The sequence below is a fragment of the Agromyces seonyuensis genome (assembly GCF_009789225.1).
GTDB classification, from domain to species: domain Bacteria; phylum Actinomycetota; class Actinomycetes; order Actinomycetales; family Microbacteriaceae; genus Agromyces; species Agromyces seonyuensis.
This window is the reverse complement of the sequence record NZ_WSTA01000008.1, coordinates 50,641-68,845: the sequence shown is the minus strand read 5'-3', so window position 1 is coordinate 68,845 and position 18,205 is coordinate 50,641. Positions and strand designations below refer to the sequence as shown.

Annotated in this window: 13 protein-coding genes; 11 read left to right on the top strand and 2 right to left on the bottom strand. The window is 68.6% G+C overall.

Annotation, left to right across the window (positions count from 1 at the left end; genetic code table 11):
* Together GB864_RS03370 and GB864_RS18345 are read left to right on the top strand one after the other, a co-directional pair.
* A partial coding sequence (locus GB864_RS03370; protein WP_160422935.1) for an IS3 family transposase occupies positions 1–766 on the top strand: 766 nt, incomplete at its 5' end.
* Positions 767–1,284: 518 nt separating this feature from the next.
* Complete coding sequence (locus GB864_RS18345) at positions 1,285–1,845, top strand: Fic family protein (protein ID WP_160422934.1); 561 nt, start codon at positions 1,285–1,287, stop codon at positions 1,843–1,845.
* 386 nt (positions 1,846–2,231) lie between these two features.
* Here GB864_RS18345 and GB864_RS03360 read toward each other — a convergent pair whose 3' ends face one another.
* Positions 2,232–2,924: a TetR/AcrR family transcriptional regulator gene (locus GB864_RS03360; protein ID WP_236778844.1), complete on the bottom strand. Its 693-nt coding sequence runs from the start codon at positions 2,922–2,924 to the stop codon at positions 2,232–2,234.
* A 160-nt stretch (positions 2,925–3,084) separates the two neighbouring features.
* Here GB864_RS03360 and GB864_RS03355 point away from each other — a divergent pair, with 160 nt between their 5' ends.
* From GB864_RS03355 to GB864_RS03320, 8 genes are all read left to right on the top strand, one after another.
* Entirely contained in the window at positions 3,085–4,425 is a 1,341-nt protein-coding gene (locus GB864_RS03355) for an MFS transporter (RefSeq protein ID WP_419672759.1), read from the top strand.
* A gap of 52 nt (positions 4,426–4,477) precedes the next feature.
* Positions 4,478–7,177 carry a family 78 glycoside hydrolase catalytic domain gene (locus GB864_RS03350; protein WP_160422933.1) on the top strand — a complete coding sequence of 900 codons (2,700 nt, stop codon included), beginning with the start codon at positions 4,478–4,480 and terminating at the stop codon, positions 7,175–7,177.
* Positions 7,174–8,412: a glycoside hydrolase family 1 protein gene (locus GB864_RS03345; protein ID WP_160422932.1), complete on the top strand. Its 1,239-nt coding sequence runs from the start codon at positions 7,174–7,176 to the stop codon at positions 8,410–8,412. Before GB864_RS03350 ends, GB864_RS03345 begins: the two co-directional genes overlap by 4 nt.
* Positions 8,409–9,242: an SDR family NAD(P)-dependent oxidoreductase gene (locus GB864_RS03340; RefSeq protein WP_160422931.1), complete on the top strand. Its 834-nt coding sequence runs from the start codon at positions 8,409–8,411 to the stop codon at positions 9,240–9,242. The genes GB864_RS03345 and GB864_RS03340 overlap by 4 nt, the downstream gene beginning before the upstream one ends.
* A 3-nt stretch (positions 9,243–9,245) precedes the next feature.
* Positions 9,246–10,118 carry a TIM barrel protein gene (locus GB864_RS03335; RefSeq protein WP_160422930.1) on the top strand — a complete coding sequence of 291 codons (873 nt, stop codon included), beginning with the start codon at positions 9,246–9,248 and terminating at the stop codon, positions 10,116–10,118.
* A 44-nt stretch (positions 10,119–10,162) separates the two neighbouring features.
* Positions 10,163–11,908 carry a family 43 glycosylhydrolase gene (locus GB864_RS03330; RefSeq protein WP_160422929.1) on the top strand — a complete coding sequence of 582 codons (1,746 nt, stop codon included), beginning with the start codon at positions 10,163–10,165 and terminating at the stop codon, positions 11,906–11,908.
* Positions 11,909–11,937: 29 nt separating this feature from the next.
* Complete coding sequence (locus tag GB864_RS03325) at positions 11,938–12,741, top strand: SDR family NAD(P)-dependent oxidoreductase (protein ID WP_160422928.1); 804 nt, start codon at positions 11,938–11,940, stop codon at positions 12,739–12,741.
* A 240-nt stretch (positions 12,742–12,981) separates the two neighbouring features.
* Positions 12,982–14,484: an MFS transporter gene (locus GB864_RS03320; protein ID WP_160422927.1), complete on the top strand. Its 1,503-nt coding sequence runs from the start codon at positions 12,982–12,984 to the stop codon at positions 14,482–14,484.
* Between the two features lie 56 nt (positions 14,485–14,540).
* Here the strand turns inward: GB864_RS03320 and GB864_RS03315 are convergent, their stop codons facing one another.
* On the bottom strand, positions 14,541–15,560 hold the full coding sequence (locus tag GB864_RS03315) for a helix-turn-helix domain-containing protein (RefSeq protein ID WP_160422926.1): 1,020 nt from the start codon (positions 15,558–15,560) through the stop codon (positions 14,541–14,543).
* A gap of 394 nt (positions 15,561–15,954) precedes the next feature.
* Here GB864_RS03315 and GB864_RS03310 point away from each other — a divergent pair, with 394 nt between their 5' ends.
* On the top strand, positions 15,955–18,204 hold the full coding sequence (locus GB864_RS03310; RefSeq protein WP_160422925.1) for a glycoside hydrolase family 2 protein: 2,250 nt from the start codon (positions 15,955–15,957) through the stop codon (positions 18,202–18,204).
* Position 18,205: the final 1 nt, after the last annotated feature.

The window sequence follows — 18,205 nt, the reverse complement described above, 5'->3', positions numbered from 1 at the left end:
CTGTGATTCCGAACTGATCGAAGCGCACCGGGCGAACGCGTTGTTCGACGCGCATCGGGACGATCCCGAGTTCGGCTACCGGTTCCTCGTCGACGAAGCGCGCGACGCCGGCGAAGCGATGTCGGAACGGACCGCGTGGAAGATCTGCCGCGACAACGGCTGGTGGAGCGTGTTCGGCAAGAAGAAGGCTCGCGGCAAGCACAAGCGGCCCGGACCGGCCGTGCACGACGATCTCGTGGGCCGCGTCTTCGCCGCCGACGCGCCCAACCGGCTCTGGCTGACCGACATCACCGAGCACCGCACCAGCGAAGGCAAGCTCTACCTCTGCGCCGTCAAGGACGTCTACTCGAACCGGATCGTGGGCTACTCCATCAGCGACCGCATGAAGGCCCGACTGGCCGCCGACGCCATTCGCAACGCGGCCGCGCGTCGCGAGGAGATCGCCGGCTGCATTGTCCACTCGGATCGAGGATCGCAATTTCGGTCCAAGAAAGTCGTCCGCGAACTGCGCCGCCACGACCTGGTCGGATCGATGGGCCGCGTCGGTGCCGCGGGCGACAACGCGGCGATGGAATCGTTCTTCAGCCTGCTCCAGAAGAACGTCCTCGACCGGCGCTCCTGGGCCACCCGCGACGAGCTGCGCATCGCGATCGTGACCTGGATCGAGCGCACCTACCACCGACGCCGACGGCAAACCGCCCTCGGCCGATTGACCCCGATCGAGTTCGAAGTCATCATGAACACGCCCGCCGCACTGGCGGCGTGACTACAACCTGTCACCTACCCGTGCAGCAGACCCGCTACTACCGGAATCGAGAAGTCGTGCCGCCCGGCAATGGATGGGAAGTCGTGGCAAATGCATTGCAGGCGGCGACGGTCTACGAGTAACTGGGCCGACGCCTACTTCGGCAAGTGTGGTGGTCGCGTCGGGGTCGTGCAGGTCCGCTCCCGGGATGCAAAGGGGCACCGAACTCTCGAGTCGTGCATGGCTGCCTTCACGCCGCGCGAGTGTCGTCGTGCCTACATTCGACCTTCGTGACGAGGAGGTCTGGGGGCGGTTGCGTCGTTGCCTCCTACACTGGTGTGGATCGGATCTGAATCCTGGAGGTGTGACGTGGCTGCTGTTCGGAAGGTGTCGCCGGTTGCGCTTCGGCGGGCGGTCGGGCGTTCGACTGCGGCATCGGCGAAGCTCGAGAATCGGGTAGTGCCGAGCGGGTACGTCCCTTCCGATGAGGCGCGTCGTTTCGTCGAGGCGGCCAAAGCTCGCGCGATTCGTTCGGGCAAGTGACGTTCGATCCCGGGTACGGCGAGACGCCGATCGACCCGGACGAAGCTGATGCACTCACCGAGGCGGCGCGCGCGGTGGTCGGCGATCCGCCGTTGAAGGCCGCGATCTTCGAACTCGAACAGGAGATCGAGCAGGCTGTCGCCGTCGACCTCGTTGAGGCGGTCCTCGAGGGCGAACTTCAGCTCGACGACGTGCTCAGCCTTGGCTTCGTATTCGAGGTGCACGAGCGGTTGTACGGCGCGACTTGGACGTGGGCGGGTCGACCTCGCGTGCGAATGCTCTCCATCGGCGTCAATCCGGCCCAGGTAAAGGTCGATCTGCGAGCCACGCTCGACAACCTCGCCTACAGGTGGACGAACACCGATGACTGGGATGCCCGCCAGTTCGGCATCGCGGTGCATGCCGAGCTCGTCCGCATCCATCCCTTCGTCGACGGCAACGGCCGCACGACCCGCCTGATCGGAGATCTCGCCTACCTAGCGGCCCAGGGAGCGGACGAGTTCATCCCGATCACGCTTATCGAGCAGTCGGCCCCGCCGGGCCCGGTGACCGTTTAATCACCACTTTTCGATCCGAGGGCTCCCCAGGCGAGCCCAGGCGAAGCCCGGTAGTCTGAACGGGTTCGAACACGACGAACGAGAACATCCTGATCAGATACAGATCGGGCGAGGTGCGGCGAGGCATCCGGAACCCTTCGGTAAGCCGGCTGCCTCCCATCGGTCACGGGTTCAAGTCCCGTCCGCCCTACAAAATAGTTCCTGATCAGGTCTTTTTGTAGCCCAATCTGCATGCCCTCTCGGGTATCTATGCCATGAATTGCTCGCTGCGAATCGTGTTCGACGCGGCTCGAGAGATTTCGATTCGGCTGGAATCGCGCAGCAGGAGGCGTCAGGTCTGGAGAATCGGCACAGGCGTGACGGCGGGCGTTGCGCTCGTGGCGCATTCAGTCCGCCCGCGACGGTGCCTCGAGCGTGCCGTGGCGATCCTCGTCGGTCGTGATGAGTCGCATGAAGGTCTCGAGCAGGGGGAGCGTCTCTCGGGTCGGGTCGAGCAGCGCCTGGATACGGAGGCCGTCGATCATCGCCATGAGCATGGTGACCTTGTCGTCTGCGCTGAGCGCTTCGCTGTCATGCGCGGTCGTGAGCTGGCCGCTCGAGAAATGCACGCGCATGCGCTCGCGTCGATCGATGAAGAACTCGTGCGCCGGATGCTCGGGGTTGGTCGCGGCGACCGTGATCGCGAGCCAGTTGCGCTGGTGGTCGGGGTGGGCGAACTCGTCGGCGAGCACGCTCGAGAGCACGCGCTCGGCTGCCACCTTCGACTGCATGATGCGTCGCGCCATCTCCTCGTCGTCGTCGTCGCGCTGGGCGAGTGCCGCGAGCAGCAGTTCGTCCTTGCTGGCGAAGTGCTTCAGCAGGGCGGCGTGCGTGAGTCCGGCGCGCGCGGCGATGTCGCGGAGGGATGCGCGCTCATAGCCGTGCTCGGCGAAGCTCGCCAGCGCGGCGCGCACGATCTCGGCGCGGCGCGCGGGCGTACTCGCGTAGGGGCCGCGCCGGCCTCGGGGCGTCGCCTCGGGTGCGGCCTCGGCCGTGACCGACGTGGTCGAACCGTGCATGTCTTCTCCCTGTCGGCCCATCCCACGAGTCTGGCAGACCGGACTTCGCGGCCGACTTGCCAATAGTAACCGCACTGGTTACTCTTGGCCGCAACGTAACCAATCTGGTTACTTTTGGGTGTTGCCCCATCCCGACCTGCGTACGATCGCGTGGTCGGCTTCACCGATGAAGGAGTCAATGGTGACGAAGAACGAGCCGGGCGCGGAGCTCGCTGCCGGCCTCGCCGTGTCCGACGAGATCGTTCCCCCGAGCGTCGATGCCGCGGCCGACACGGTTGTGGCCGAACCGCAGCAGCCGATGAGCCGGAGTTACATCTTCTGGCTGATGCTGGCAAGCTTCGGCGTCTCGATGGCCATGATGGTGCCCCTGTCGTACGGCCTCGCGGTCCGGATCAGCGAGCTCGCCCCCGGACATGAAGAGGTGCTCGGCTACATCACGGGCACGGCGCAGGCGGTCTACCTGATCATCAGCCCGCTCATCGGCATCTGGAGCGACCGCACCCGCTCGCGATTCGGGCGACGAACGCCCTTCATCTACCTCGGCATCGTGATCGGCCTCGCCGGCCTGGTCGTGATCTCCCTGGCGCCGAACCTGCTGATCGTCGGCGCGGGCTGGGTGCTCGGAATGTCGGGCTGGTCGATCGCGGGCGCGCCGCTGCAGCTGCTCATGGCCGACAAACTCCCCGAATCGCAGCGCGGCAAGGTGTCGGCGCTGACCGGACTCATGACCCAGATCGCCCCCGTGCTCGGCATCGGCGTCGCCTACGCGGTCTCCTCGAACACGACGCTCGTGTTCCTCGTGCCCGGCGTCATCGGCGCCGTGATGCTCGGCATCTTCCCACTCATCAAGCCGGAGGGCAGCTCGAAGGACCTGCCCCGAACCGGTCACGTCACCGTCAAGTCGGTGGTGACGAGCTACGGCTTCAACGTGCGCAAGTACCCCGACTTCGCTTGGAACTGGCTCGGCCGCTTCGTGTTCTTCGTCGGCCTGTACTTCAACACGACGTTCGGCACGTTCTTCTACGCGCAGCGCCTCGACCTGCCCGTTCGCGAGGTCGCCGGCATCGTCGCGACCGTCGGCATGATCGGCGTCCTCGCCGCGGCCGCGGGCGCGCTGATCGGCGGGTTCCTCTCCGACAAGCTGCAGCGTCGTCGTCTCTTCGTGATGATCGCGGCGGTGCTCTTCGTCGGCGGCGCCATCGCCGAAGCGACCGCATGGGCACTTCCGCAGATCATCGTCGGCGCCGTGCTCATGCAGCTCGCGATCGCCGTGTTCGCCACGGTCGACCAGGCGATCGTCTTCGCGATCATCCCCGAGCGCGACCAGATCGGCCGGTACATGGCGGTTGTGCAGTTCGCGCAGAAGATCCCGAGCGCGCTCGCGCCGCTGATCGCCGGCGTCGTCATCACGATCGGCGCGGTCGGCGACGTCAAGAACTACACGCTGCTCTACCTCACCGGTGCGGTCTTCGCCCTCGTCGGCGGCCTCATCATCCTGCTCAAGGTCAAGTCGATCCGCTGAGCGGACCTCGACCCGCCTGACCTGAACCGCATTCCCACGGAAGCGAACCACCATGCGCACTGCACCCTACGACCTCGTCGTGGACGGCGGCGGTGACGGATTCCCCGTCACCGGAGCCGCCCCCCGCCTCTCCTGGAAGGACCCGGTCGACCGCGACGTCCGCACGCCCTACCGCGTGGAGGCGGTGATCGACGGTGCTCCGCCGGCGGTCGTCGTCGTCATCGGGCGCCGCCTGGCGGCGTGGCCGTTCGCCGCGCTCCGCAGCGGGCAGCGGGTGAGGTGGCGCGTGGCCGCCGACGGGCCGGGGGCGGATGCCGCGTGGTCGGACTGGTCCGGGTTCGAGGCGGGCCTCCTCGACGAGGACTGGACCGCGAACTGGATCTCACCGGTCGAGGCGCCCGTCGGCTCCGAGGGCGATCCCGGGTACGGCAAGCGCCCGGCCCACGTGCTCGCGGGCCGGTTCGCGCTGGCCGGGCCGGTCGTGTCGGCGCGGTTCTACACCACCGCACTCGGCGTCTACACGGCGACCGTGAACGGCGCACGCGTCGGCACGATCGAGCTCGCGCCCGGCTCGACCTCCTACGACCGCACGCTCTACGCGCAGGCGACCGACGTCACGTCACTCCTCCAGGACGGCGACAACGCGATCGAGCTCGAGCTCTCCGACGGCTGGTTCCGCGGCCAGGTGGGCGCGTTCCGGCTGCCCGCCGGCTGGGGCACGACGCTCGGCGCCCGGGCCGAACTGCACCTCGAACTCGCCGACGGCAGCCGTCGCGTCGTGCGCAGCGATGAGACGTGGACGAGCCGCCCGTCGGCGATCACCCGCGCCGACCTCATGGACGGCCAGACGCTCGACCTCGGGGCCAGCGCGCAGCCCGAGGCATCCGTCCTCCTCGACGTCGTCGACGCCCCGCCCGCGATCGACTGGTCGCCCGCACCGCCCGTTCGGGTCGTCGAGACCCGCACGCCGGTCGAGCTGCACCGGCTCGCCGACGGCCGGGTGATCGCCGACTTCGGCCAGAATGCGTCCGGATGGATCCGGCTCACCGACCTCGGCGTGCCGGGCACCCGCACGGTCATCGACTACGGCGAGGCCCTCGGTCGCGACGGCGACCTCGACACCTCCCACCTCGACTCCGAGCGGCCGGAGGGGCGCAAGGCGTTCGTGCAGCGCGACGAGGTCGTGGCGGGGGAGCCGGGCGGCGAGTTCGAGCCCCGCCACACCGTGCACGGCTTCCGCTACGCCCGCATCGCCCGATCCGACGGCGGCGCGCCCGCGGCGGCATCCGTGCAGATGCGCATCGTGCAGACCGACCTGCGGCGAACGGGTGCGTTCGAGTGCAGCGACGAGACCCTGAATCGCCTCCACGGCATCGCCGACTGGAGCTTCCGCGGCAACGCCGTCGACGTGCCCACGGACTGCCCGACCCGCGAGCGGCTCGCCTGGACGGGCGACTACCAGGTGTTCGCGCCCATGGCGACGCGGCTGTACGACGTGCTCGGATTCAGCCGCAAATGGCTGCGCTCGGTGCGCGACGACCAGCTCGACGACGGCCGCATCGCGAACTTCTCGCCCGACGGGCGGCGCATCAAGCACCACCTCGACGACCAGTTCGCCATGATGACCGGGTCGTCGGGCTGGGGCGACGCGATCGTCGCGGTGCCGTGGGAGCTGTACCTGGCGTACGGCGACGAGCAGGTGCTCGCCGAGAACGTCGACGCGATGATCCGCTGGGTCGATTGGGCACTCGAGCAGGCCCGCACCACGCGCCACTTCGCGCGCATGCAGGCCTCTGCGGAGCCGGAGCCGTTCGAGCAGTACCTCTGGGACGGCACCTTCCACTGGGGCGAGTGGACCGAGCCCACGCAGCGCGACGCCGACGGCAACCGCATCGACCCGATCAAGCACAACCCGATGGCCTGGTTCATGGCCGACAAGGGCGAGGTCGGCACCGCCTACCTGCACCGCTCGACGGCGACGCTCGCGCGCATCGCGGGCATCCTCGGCCGTGATGAGGATGCCGCCCGCTACGCGGCGACCGCCAAGCGCATCGCCGACGCCTGGCGGCAGGCCTACCTGCGCCCCGACGGCACGACCACGACCGACACGCAGGCGGCCTACGTGCGCGCGCTCGAGTTCGGGCTCGTGCCCGCCGAGCTCCGTGAGGCCGCCCTCGAACGCCTCGTCGAGCTGATCCGAGAGGCGGGTACGCACGTCGGCACCGGGTTCCTCGCGACCGGCGACCTGCTGCAGGTGCTCGCCGACCACGGGCGCGCGGATGTCGCGTACGAGCTCCTGCAGCAGCGCACCGCACCGTCGTGGCGGTACATGCTCGACCGCGGCGCGACCACGATCTGGGAGGACTGGGAGGGCATCGACGAGCACGGCGACGCCCACGAGTCGCTGAACCACTACAGCAAGGGCGCCGCGATGCGGTTCCTGCACACCCACACGCTCGGGCTCCGTCAGGAGGCCGACTCGATCGGCTGGGAACGCGTCGTCATCGCCCCGGTGCCCGGCGGAGGCATCACCTGGGCCCGCGGATCCTACGAGAGCCCGCACGGCACCATCGCCGTCGAGTGGCGGCTCGAGGGCGAGCGTCTGCAGCTCATGGCCGACATCCCGTCGGGCACCACCGCTCGGGTCATCCTGCCCGACGGCGCCGAACACCTGGTCGGGGCCGGCCGATTCGAGGCATCCGCCACGATCTCCGACACCACCCACGCACTGAACGAGAGGACGAACGCATGACCACCTTCCCCGACGGGTTCCTCTGGGGGGCCGCGACCGCCGGCCACCAGATCGAGGGCAACAACGTCAACAGCGACTGGTGGGCCCGCGAGCAGATGATGCCCGGCATGGAGCTCTCCGGCGACGCCGTCGACAGCTACCACCGGTACCGCGAGGACATCCAGCTGCTCGCCGACGCCGGACTCACCTCCTACCGCTTCAGCCTCGAGTGGTCGCGCATCGAGCCGGTGCGCGGGCACTTCTCGAAGGCCGAGCTCGCGCACTACCGCCGCATGATCGAGTTCTGCCTCGAACTCGGCGTGACCCCGGTCGTGACGCTGCAGCACTTCACCACGCCGCAGTGGTTCGCCGCTCTCGGCGGCTGGGACGGCCCCGAGGCGCAGGAACTGTTCTGCGCGTATGTCGAGCAGGCCTGCACGATCCTCGACGGCGTCGAGTGGGTCGCGACCATGAACGAGCCCAATATGCAGGCAGCGATCATGACCGCGATGCGCCACCTCGCGGCCTCCGGCGGCGAGTGGACCAGTCCCACGGTCGAGGCCGACGGCGACGACGAGCAGAAGCAGACGCACAGTGAGTTCCTCACGTATGCCGATCCCGAGATCGGGCGCCTGTTCACCCGCATCCACCACGCGGCCCGCGCGATCGTTCGCGAGCGCACCGGCGCGAAGGTCGGGTGGACGATCGCAGCCGGCGCGCTGACCGCGGCGCCCGGCGGTGAGGAGAAGCTCCTCCAGATCCGCTTCGGCAAGGAGGACGTGTACTGGGAGGGCTCGCGCGGCGACGACTTCGTCGGAGTTCAGGCGTACTCGAGCCAGCAGGTCGACGCGAACGGACTCGTGCCGCACCCGCCCGCTCCCGACAACACGCTCGTCGGGACCTCGTTCCGTCCCGACTCGCTGGCGATGGCGGTGCGCCACGCCTGGGAGATCAGTGAGCACACCCCGATCGTGATCACGGAGAACGGCATCGCCACGGCCGATGACACCCAGCGCATCCGCTACACCGATGAAGCCCTGCAGGGCCTCGCGGGCACGATCGCCGACGGCATCGACGTGCGCGGCTACCTGCACTGGTCGCTGCTCGACAACTTCGAATGGGGCCACTGGGAGCCGACGTTCGGCCTGATCGCGGTCGACCGCGACACGTTCGCCCGCACCCCGAAGCCGAGCCTCGCGTGGCTCGGCGAGGTTGCCCAGCGAAACGGACTCGAGTCGGCGGAGGTCGCAGCATGAGCTTCCCGTTCGCCGACGTCTCGAACCGCCCGCTGACCGACCTGCTCTCGCTCGCCGGTCGTCGCGCCGTGGTCACCGGCGCCGCCCAGGGGCTCGGCAAGGCCATTGCGGCCCGCCTGGCCGAGGCCGGCGCCGACCTGCTGCTGATCGACCTCAACGCGGATGCCGCGCAGGCCGCCGCCGCGGACCTCGCGGATCGATACGGGGTGCGCGTCGCGAGCACTCGCGCGGACGTCGCCGATGCGGCCTCGGTCGCGGCCGCCGCCGACCTCGCGGTCGCCGAACTCGGCGGCATCGACGTGTGGGTCAACAACGCCGGGATCTTCCCGAACGCGCCCGTCACGATGATGCCCGACGAGATGTGGGACGCGACGTTCGCCGTCAACGCGCGCGGCGTCTTCCTCGGCTCGCGCGAGGCCGCGCGCCGTATGTCGGCCGACGGCTCCGGCGGCGTGATCGTCAACATCATTTCGACCGCGGGCGTGCAGGTGGCCTTCCCCGGCATGGCCGCGTACGTGGGATCGAAGCACGCCGCGCTCGGTATGACGAAGTCGCTCGCGGTGGACCTCGCCCCGCTCGGCATCCGTGTGCTCGGCGTCGCGCCGAGCTTCGTGCCCACCGAGGGCAACCTCGCGGCCGCGAAGGCGGGCGCAGAGGCCGCCGCCGCGGCCGGCATCGAGATGCCCCCGCTCGAGGTCATGAACACGAGCATGATCGGCCGCATGGGCACCCCAGACGACATCGCGCGCGTCGTGCTCTTCGCCGCGAGCGACCTGTCGATGATCATGACCGGCAGCACCCTCCTCGCCGACGCCGGCGAGACGGTCTGACCCGTGCCGCCCACGGCGCAGCGGCCGCTGCGCGGGATCCAGCAGATCCAGATCGGCCGGATCACGTCGACCGACGATCAGGCGCGCGAAACGCTCGCGCGCCTGGTCGCGGCCGGGTTCGAGGCGATCGAGCTCAACGGCTTCATGACCCGGCCGACCTCGCTCTTCGTGCGCGCGCTCACGAAGGCGGCGGGGATGCCGGTGGGCAAGGGCGGACGCCTCGACTGGTGGCGCCTGGTCGCCGAGTCCGGCCTGTCGGTCGCCGCACTGCACGAGGACCTCGGCACGATCGAATCAGACCCGGAGGCGGTGGCCGCGCGAGCCGCCGCGTTCGGCACCCGCAACGTCGTCGTCACCGGCATGCACCGGTTCGACTACGGCGACGGCGTCGCGGTGCGACGGCTCGCCGGGCGACTCGACACCGCCGGCCGGAACCTCTCCTCCGACGGCGTTCGGCTCCTGTACCACAACCACACCGCCGAGTTCCGGCGTCTGGGCTCCGGCGGTACCGCGTTCGCCGCGCTCGTCGACCTGACCGACGCGGACGCCGTCGGCTTCGAACTCGACTGCTTCTGGGCCGCCACCGCCGGCGCTGACCCGCTCGCACTGCTCGAGTCGCTCGGCGAGCGCGTGCGCCTGATCCACCTCACCGATCGCGGATCACGCACGACGGGACCGACGATGACGCCCATCGTCAAGGTCGACAGCGTCGAGCTCGGCACCGGGAACCTCGCCATCGACGCGATCGTCGAGCGCGCGGCATCCCTTCGCGTCGAAGCCGTGATCCTCGAGACCCACAAGAACTGGATCGGCGGGTCGCCGCTCCGCAGCGCCGAGATGAGCGCCGAGGTGCTCCGCCGGTTGCTGCCGGCCTGATCGGCGAGACCCGCACCACCAACCCCGACTCTGAAGGACCCATCGTGAACTCCCGTATCGTCTGCAACCCCCTCGACCTCTCGTACCGCTATCAGGACATCCGGACGCCGTTCGTCGGTCGGAGCGTGCACCGGGAGGCGGCCGACCCGACGGTCGTCTTCTACCGGGGCCGCTACCTGATGTTCGCGTCGATGACGCGTGGGTTCTGGCATTCCGAGGACCTCGTCAAGTGGACGCTGCAGCCGAGCGAGAAGATCCCGGCGATCGACTACGCGCCCGATGTGCGCGAGGTCGACGGTGCACTGCTGTTCACGGCATCCCGCAAGACGAAGGGACGCTTCTTCCGCAGCGTCGACCCGTTCGCGGACGACTTCGAGGAGATCGCCCCGAGCGACGTCGCGTTCTGGGACCCGGACACATTCCAGGACGATGACGGGCGCCTCTACCTGTACTGGGGGTGCTCGCACAACCGTCCCGTGAGCGGTGTCGAGCTGGACCGCTCGACATTCCGGAGCCTCGGCGAGCCGGTGCCGCTGATCTCGGCGGACACGGCGAACCGGGGCTGGGAGCGTACGGGCGACGACTACGTGGCCGAGGTGCGGCGCGGGTTCGCGGGCAAGGTCATGGACGCCTACATCGGCGACGCGCCCTTCATCGAGGGCGCGTACATGAACCGGGTAGGCGACCGCTATTACCTGCAGTACGCCGGCCCGGGCACGCAGTTCAACACCTACGCCGACGGCGCCTACGTCGGCACCGGCCCGCTGGGCCCGTTCGAGTACGACCCGCACAGCCCGTTCTCGTCGAATCCCGGCGGGTTCATCACGGGCGCAGGCCACGGCAGCACGTTCCAGGACCGGCACGGCAACTGGTGGCACGTCGCGACCATGCGCGTCTCGGTGAACGCGGACTTCGAGCGGCGGATCGGATTGTTCCCGGCCGGGTTCGACGAGGACGGCGTGCTCTTCTGCAACCAGAACTTCGCGGACTACCCCATGCAGGTGCCCGACCGTGCGTTCGACCCGTGGACCGAAGCATCCCCGGGCTGGATGCTCCTCTCGTACCGCGCCGACGCGACCGCGTCGTCATCCGTCGACGGCCACGAGCCGGCGCTCGCGACCGACGAGTCGGTGCGCAGCTGGTGGGTCGCCGGCTCGGACCGGCCGGGGGAGTGGCTACAACTCGACCTCGGCGCGGAGGCGACCGTGCACGCGCTGCAGGTGAACCTCGCCGACCACGAGCTCGCGCCTCGCGCGCCCAAGCGCCGAGACCTCGCGAAGGCGACGTTCGGCAAGCGCGCGGTCTTCCCGGACTCGCAGCCCACCGAGGTCCGCGTCGAACTCTCGGTCGACGGCGTGGAGTGGACGGTCGTGCACGACACGATCGGCACCCGCGAGGACGCCCCGCACGCGTTCGTCGTGCTGCCCGAGTCGCGGCGCGCGCGGTACGTCCGGGTCACGGCAGGGGCGATGCCGTTCGGCGGAGTCTTCGCCGTGAGCGGGCTGCGCGTGTTCGGCCTCGCCGACGTTCCGCTCCCTGACGCCGTCGAGGTCGGCGGGGAACGCCACGACCCGCGCACGGCGTCGCTGCGATGGGATGCCGCGCCCGGCGCCGTGGGCTACAACGTGCGATACGGCATCTCGCCCGACAAGCTCTACCACTCCTGGCTCGTCTACGACCGGACCGAGCTCGAGGTCGGGTCACTCAACGCGGGCCACCCGTACTGGTTCGCCGTCGACAGCTTCAACGGTGCGGGTGTCATGCCGGGTGCCGTGGCCCGCCTCGATTGACTAGCCCCCATCACAGACAGGAATCGAACATGCACATCGCGAACAAGGTCTTCGTCGTCACCGGCGCGGGCAACGGCATCGGACGCGAGACGACGCTCCAACTCCTCACCGGCGGAGCATCGGTCGCCGGGGTCGACCTCAACGCCGACGGGCTCGCCGAGACCGCCAGGCTCGCCGGCTCCGGGAACCGGTTCTCGCCGCACGTCGTGAACATCACCGACCGCGAGGCCGTCGCCGGGCTCCCCGCCACCGTCGAAGCGGCGCACGGGCAGGTCAACGGCATCGTGAACATCGCCGGCGTGATCCAGAAGTTCGTCAAGGTGATCGACCTGCCGTTCTCCGAGATCGACAAGGTCATGAACGTGAATTTCGGCGGCGTCATGAATATGTGCAAGGCCTTCCTGCCGACCCTGCTCGCGCGCCCCGAAGCAGCGATCCTCAACGTCGCGAGCATGGGCTCGTACGCTCCTGTGCCCGGCCAGGCCGCCTACGGCGCATCCAAGGCCGCGGTGAAACTCTTGACCGAGGCCCTCTACGCCGAACTGCTCGACACGAACGTGCAGGTGAGCGTCGTCTTCCCGGGTGCGATCGGCACCGACATCGCCGCGAATTCCGGCGTCAGCCTCGCGGGCGACGCTTCGGCCGAGACCGCCGCGTACAAGACGACGAGTCCGGTGGAGGCCGGCCGGGTGATCGTCGGCGCGATCCAGAAGGGGCGCTTCCGCGCCACCATCGGTTCCGACGCCGCAGCGATGGACCGGCTCTCGCGCCTCAACCCGAAGTTCGCGACCACGCTCATCGCGAAGCAGATGGGCGAGCTCCTCGAGGCGTGACGTTCGGGCGTCCACGTGACGAGGGTCAGAGCGCGCAGCAGGCGCCCTGAGCCTCGTTTGTCGTCGGGTCCCGCTCCGGTACCGGCCGCGCCGCAGCTCCCGCCGATTTCGTTCTACGTCCGCCCGGTGTCTTCTATTCGGCCGGGTGCGCTTCTTCCTACTGTTGCCTTCGGCTCATCAGGTGGCCGACGGAACGAGCCGTCGGCCGCCCGAGCGGATTCTCGAAGGAGCGAACACGCAATGGCGCGTAACCCGAAGCAGACGGCCAGTGAGGCGGACGGCGTCACCTACCGTCGCGCCAAGACCTGGGAGATCGCGTTCTCCCAGATGAACAACGGCTCGGCGATGATCTTCTACGTCCTCGTCGGCCTCATGAGCTACCTGCAGAACGCCGGATACGGCATCGCCGTCGCCGCGGCAGGCCTCATCTTGACGCTCACGCGCGTGTTCGATGGACTCATCGACCCGCTGCTGGCGCTGCTCATCGAGAAGGTGAACTTCCGATTCGGCAAGCTTCGCTTCTTTATGCTCGGCGGATGGCTCATCCGCTCGCTCGCGATCCTCATGCTGTTCGTCTGGGGCGCTGACACGGGCCTCGGCGCGGTGTTCTTCATCGCGATCTACGTGGTCTACATCATCGGTTCGTCGATGAACGACATCGCCGGTCAGATGACGGGGCCGGTGCTCACGAACGATCCGCGACAGCGGCCGACCGTGCAGGTCTGGTCGACGGTGTACGCCTACTTCGTGCCCGCGATCTTCTCGATCCTCTCGACGGTGGTGTTCCTGCCGCGGCACGGCAACCAGTTCACGGTCGAGATGCTGAGCGAGACCGCGCTCACCTACGTCGCCTGCTCGCTCGTGTTCCAGATCCTCGCGTGCATCGGCGTCGCCCGGATCGACAAGCCCGAGAACTTCGCACACCTCGAGGTCGACCGCGCCAAGGCGGACGTCTCGATGCGCGACATGTGGAACCTCCTCACGAAGAACGGACCGTTCCAGCGCTACCTGATCAGCGGGGCCTCCGACAAGCTCGCCCAGGTCGTGAAGTCGCAGGCCGTGATCGGCACGCTGATGTGGGGCATCCTGCTCGGCAATATGCAGCTCGGCTCGGTGCTCGGGCTGATCGCGATCCTTCCGGGCATCGTGTTCGCGATCTTCGGCGCCCGCTACACCGGCAAGCACGGCTCGAAGGCAGCGACCGTGACCTGGACGTGGATCTGCCTGATCCTCGCCGTGTTGCTGACCGTGTTCTGCCTGGTCGTCGACATGGGCTCGATCCTCGGCAACCTGGCACTCACGATCGGATTCTTCCTTGTGTACCTGCTCCTAAACGGTGCCTCGATGGTGGTCACCGTGGCGTCCGGCGCCATGCGCGCGGACGTCATCGACTACGAACTCGACCGGTCGGGCAAGTTCCTCCCGGCCACAGTGACCGCGACGTACAACATCGTCGACCAGATCATCTCGTCGCTCGGCGCCGCGCTCGCGCTCGGCGCCGTTGCCCTCATCGGCTTCACGACGGTCATGCCCCAGCCGACCGACAGCCCGTCGACGCCGATCCTGGTGATGAGCCTGCTGCTCTTCTTCGGCCTGCCGATCCTCGGCTGGGCATGCACGCTCATCGCGATGCGGGGCTACAAGCTCGATCGCATCGAGATGATCGAAGTGCAGAAGCGCGTCGGCGAGCGCAAGGCCGCCTTGCAGGGTGCGGAGGCTGAGGGCGAGGCAGTGCTCGCCTGACGAAGCGCCGACGTCGAGGGCCGCGGATCCGATCTGATCCGCGGCCCTCGTGCGTGTCAGGCGGTGTGAGCCTCCCGATAGGCGGTCGGCGTCATGCCGTGCGCATCTCGGAACACCTTCACGAAGTAGTTGGCGTCGTCGTAGCCGACGAACAGCGCGATCTCGCGCACGCTCTGCGTCGTCGTGGCGAGCAAGCGGGCCGCGCGTTCGGCCCGTTGCTGGGCGGTGTACGCGACGATGGTCAGGCCGGTCGCGGCCTTGAAGCGGCGAGCGAGCGTGGACGCTGACACCCCGAGCCGGTCGGCGAGCTCTGTCGTCGAGACCTGGCTGCTGAGGTGCAGGTCGATCTCGTCGGCGACTCGGCGCACTAGTGGCGGGTACTCGCGTTGGTTGTGACGTCGGACGTGCCGGCAGAAGTCCGTGACCATCTGCGCGGTGAACGCTGCGGAACGCTTGGGGTCGGAGGAATGGCCGATGCGGTGCAGGCGCTGTGCGTACTCCTGGGAGATCGCGTCGACGGTCAGCGGTGGCAGTCCGCCGCGCTGCGCCGCGACCCGGGCCATGATGCGCAGGATGGTCGTGCCGAGGAACGGCGTGTTGAGGTAGCTGATGGTCTGCGGCATCCGTCCCATGCGTTGCAGGGCTGCGAGGGCGCGTTCGGAAGAGCCCTCTGCGACCGCGTCCATGAATTCCCGTTCGAGTCGGTACCGCTCCTCGATCACGGTGAAGGCGGCGGACTGCGGGGCCTCGCGAACTCCGGGGGCGATCGTTCCGCCTTCGGCCTCTACTTCGCGAAGGCTGCCGAGCGCGTCCTCGCCGCCGCCGGCGCGGAGCACGCTCGCAGCTCCGCGGTAGACGTACTCGGCATCCACGATCGGGTACCTGGTGCGGTAGAGCTTGTAGATCTGGAGGTGGGCGCTGGGGACGCCCAACCGACTCAAGGTCTCTTCGGCGACACCCGGATGCATGGGCTCGTGCGTGTACGGGCCGATGACGAGCAGGCGATCGCCCCAGCGGACGAGCGAGATGGCCATGCCGAGCGGCTCTCGGATCTCATGGACGACCTGCCGATCCATGTCGCGCACGAACCCTCGGAGCACCGACGCGGTGAAGGCGGGCTGGATGCGAGGGTCTAGGCAGTGCGCCGACTCGAACGCGTCGAGTGCCGGCGCAATATCCGTCGTGAGCTCGATCGGACAGCTCAGGACCTCGGCCACCGCGGCCGCGATGGGCGCGAGCGCGTCCTGTGCCCGTTCCTGTGCCTGTTCCTGTGCCTGTTCCTGTGCCCGTGCCTGTTCATGCGACCTTGTCATGGGGGCCTCAGTTCGTGTGGATCGTGCGGGGGCCGGAGAATCCGCTGAATCAGTGCTGATTCTGCGTGATCAGTTCTATCACGCGCCGTTCCGTCGTTCATATCGTGGTGGGGTCCAGCCGGCGTGCGCCGGTGCACTCACGTCGAAGGAGACTCCCATGACGCAGCCCGCTGCCCCTGACGCCCGACGGGCCACGTCGATCAACGCGGGGTGGGCGTTCGCACCCGTCGAGCTGTCGACGGACTCGCACTGGGCGGACGTCGCCGCAGCGGGGGAGCACGTCGTGCTGCCGCACACGTGGAACGCGATCGACGGGCAGGCGGGCGGCGACTACTGCCGCGGCCGTTCGACGTACGCACGCGTGATCGAGGCGGAAGCGCCCAACGTCGAGACCTGGATCGAGTTCGCGGGCGTGAACTCGTCGGCCGAGGTGTACCTGGACGGCCGCTTCCTCGCGAGCCACGACGGCGGCTACTCGACCTTCCGCGTGAACGTGACGGACGGGCTCGCGGACGGCGCGGGCACGCTCGTCGTCATCGTGGACAACGCGAAGAACGAGCGGGTGTACCCGCAGCAGGCCGACTTCACCTTCTACGGCGGCATCTACCGCGAGGTGCGCCAGCTCACCGTCGGACGCGTCCACTTCGCGCTCGACGGCCACGGCGGCCCGGGGCTCATCGTCACCCCGCGTCTCGACGGCGAAGGTGCCGAGGTCGCGCTCAGCGCTGCGGTGGCCTCGACTTCGGGCGGATCGGCGACCGGTGTGCGGTTCACCGTCGACGGCGAGGCGACCGTCACCGTGCCGATCCTCGATGGTGAAGCGAACGCGTCGCTCGCGATCGAGCACGTCCGCCGTTGGCACGGCCTGCGCGACCCGCACCTGTACATGGCCCGAGCCGAACTCGTTGCCGGCGACGTCGTGCTCGATGTCGTCGACCTGCGGTTCGGCTGCCGCGAGTTCGCGATCGATCCCCAGCGCGGGTTCCTCCTGAACGGCGAGGAGTACCCGCTGCGCGGTGTCTCACGCCACCAGGACTTCGAGGGCGTCGGAAACGCGATCACCGAGGAGATCAAGCAGGGCGACCTCGCATTGATCCGGGAGCTCGGCGCGACCACCGTGCGACTCGCGCACTACCAGCACGACCAGCGCTTCTATGATCTCTGCGACGAAGCGGGCCTCGTGGTGTGGGCCGAGATCCCGCAGATCACCGTGTTCCTCCCCGGCGCGACTGACAACGCCCGCGACCAGCTCACCGAGCTGATCGTGCAGAACCGCCACCACGCGAGCATCATCTCGTGGGGCCTGTCGAACGAGATCACCCTCGCCGGTTCCGGTGACGACGTGGTCGCCGCCCACCGCGAACTGAACGACCTCGCCCACGAGCTCGACTCGACCCGCCTGACCGCGATGGCGAACCTCTTCCTCCTCGAGACCGACCACCCGCTGGTCGGTCTGCCCGACGTCATGTCGTACAACCTCTACTTCGGCTGGTACGTCGGCGAGGTCGCCGACAACGACACCTGGCTCGACGACTTCCACGCGGCCAACCCCGAGATCGCGATCGGCCTGGCCGAATACGGCGCGGACGCGAACGCGCAGTTCCAATCCGTCGCTCCCGAGAAGGGCGACTACACCGAGAGCTACCAAGCGCTTTACCACGAGCACATGGTCGGCATGATCGAGGCGCGGCCGTGGCTCTGGGCCACGCACGTCTGGAACCTCGCCGACTTCGGATCGGCCGGACGTGACGAGGGCGGCGTCGCGGGCCGCAACCAGAAGGGGCTCGTGTCGTTCGACCGGTCGCTGAAGAAGGACGCGTTCTACGTGTACAAGGCGGCATGGTCGAGCGAACCGTTCGTGCATGTCGCAGGTCGTCGGCGCGACGAACGGGCCGAGGATGTCACCGAGGTGATCGTGTACTCGAACCAGGAGCGGGTCGCGCTGTCGGTCGACGGCGTCGAGGTCGGGGCCGTCGAGGGCCGCCGAGTCTTCCGCTTCCAGGTGCCGTTGACCGGCGAGCACGAGGTCACCGCCCGCTCGGGCGCATCGACCGACACGATCATGCTGCGCAAGGTCGACGAGGTCTCCGCGGCAAGCGTGATGCCCACCACGAGCATCGCCAACTGGTTCGACGAGGCCGAGCTGCCCAGTCCCGCCGGGTTCTTCTCAGTTCGCGACTCGCTCGGCGACATCAAGCAGTCGGAGGACGGCGCGCGCGTCATCGCCTCGGTGATGGAAGCCGTCGCGACGAGCCGCGGCGAGGTCGGCCACGGCGTGGAGATCCCGCCGGCGATGCAGGCCATCGTCGACCGCATGAGCGTCGAGAAGCTCATCAAGCAGGCCGGCGGCGTGTCCATCGAGCACGTCGCCGCCTTGAACGCCCAGCTCAACCTCATCGCGAAGTGAC

Bases quoted from the DNA above. Each gene is read 5' to 3' on its own strand.
- GB864_RS03360 (WP_236778844.1), bottom strand. From the start codon at position 2,924: ATGGGCCGACAGGGAGAAGACATGCACGGTTCGACCACGTCGGTCACG.
- GB864_RS03350 (WP_160422933.1), top strand. From the start codon at position 4,478: ATGCGCACTGCACCCTACGACCTCGTCGTGGACGGCGGCGGTGACGGA.
- GB864_RS03345 (WP_160422932.1), top strand. From the start codon at position 7,174: ATGACCACCTTCCCCGACGGGTTCCTCTGGGGGGCCGCGACCGCCGGC.
- GB864_RS03340 (WP_160422931.1), top strand. From the start codon at position 8,409: ATGAGCTTCCCGTTCGCCGACGTCTCGAACCGCCCGCTGACCGACCTG.
- GB864_RS03325 (WP_160422928.1), top strand. From the start codon at position 11,938: ATGCACATCGCGAACAAGGTCTTCGTCGTCACCGGCGCGGGCAACGGC.
- GB864_RS03320 (WP_160422927.1), top strand. From the start codon at position 12,982: ATGGCGCGTAACCCGAAGCAGACGGCCAGTGAGGCGGACGGCGTCACC.
- GB864_RS03315 (WP_160422926.1), bottom strand. From the start codon at position 15,560: ATGGATCGGCAGGTCGTCCATGAGATCCGAGAGCCGCTCGGCATGGCC.
- GB864_RS03310 (WP_160422925.1), top strand. From the start codon at position 15,955: ATGACGCAGCCCGCTGCCCCTGACGCCCGACGGGCCACGTCGATCAAC.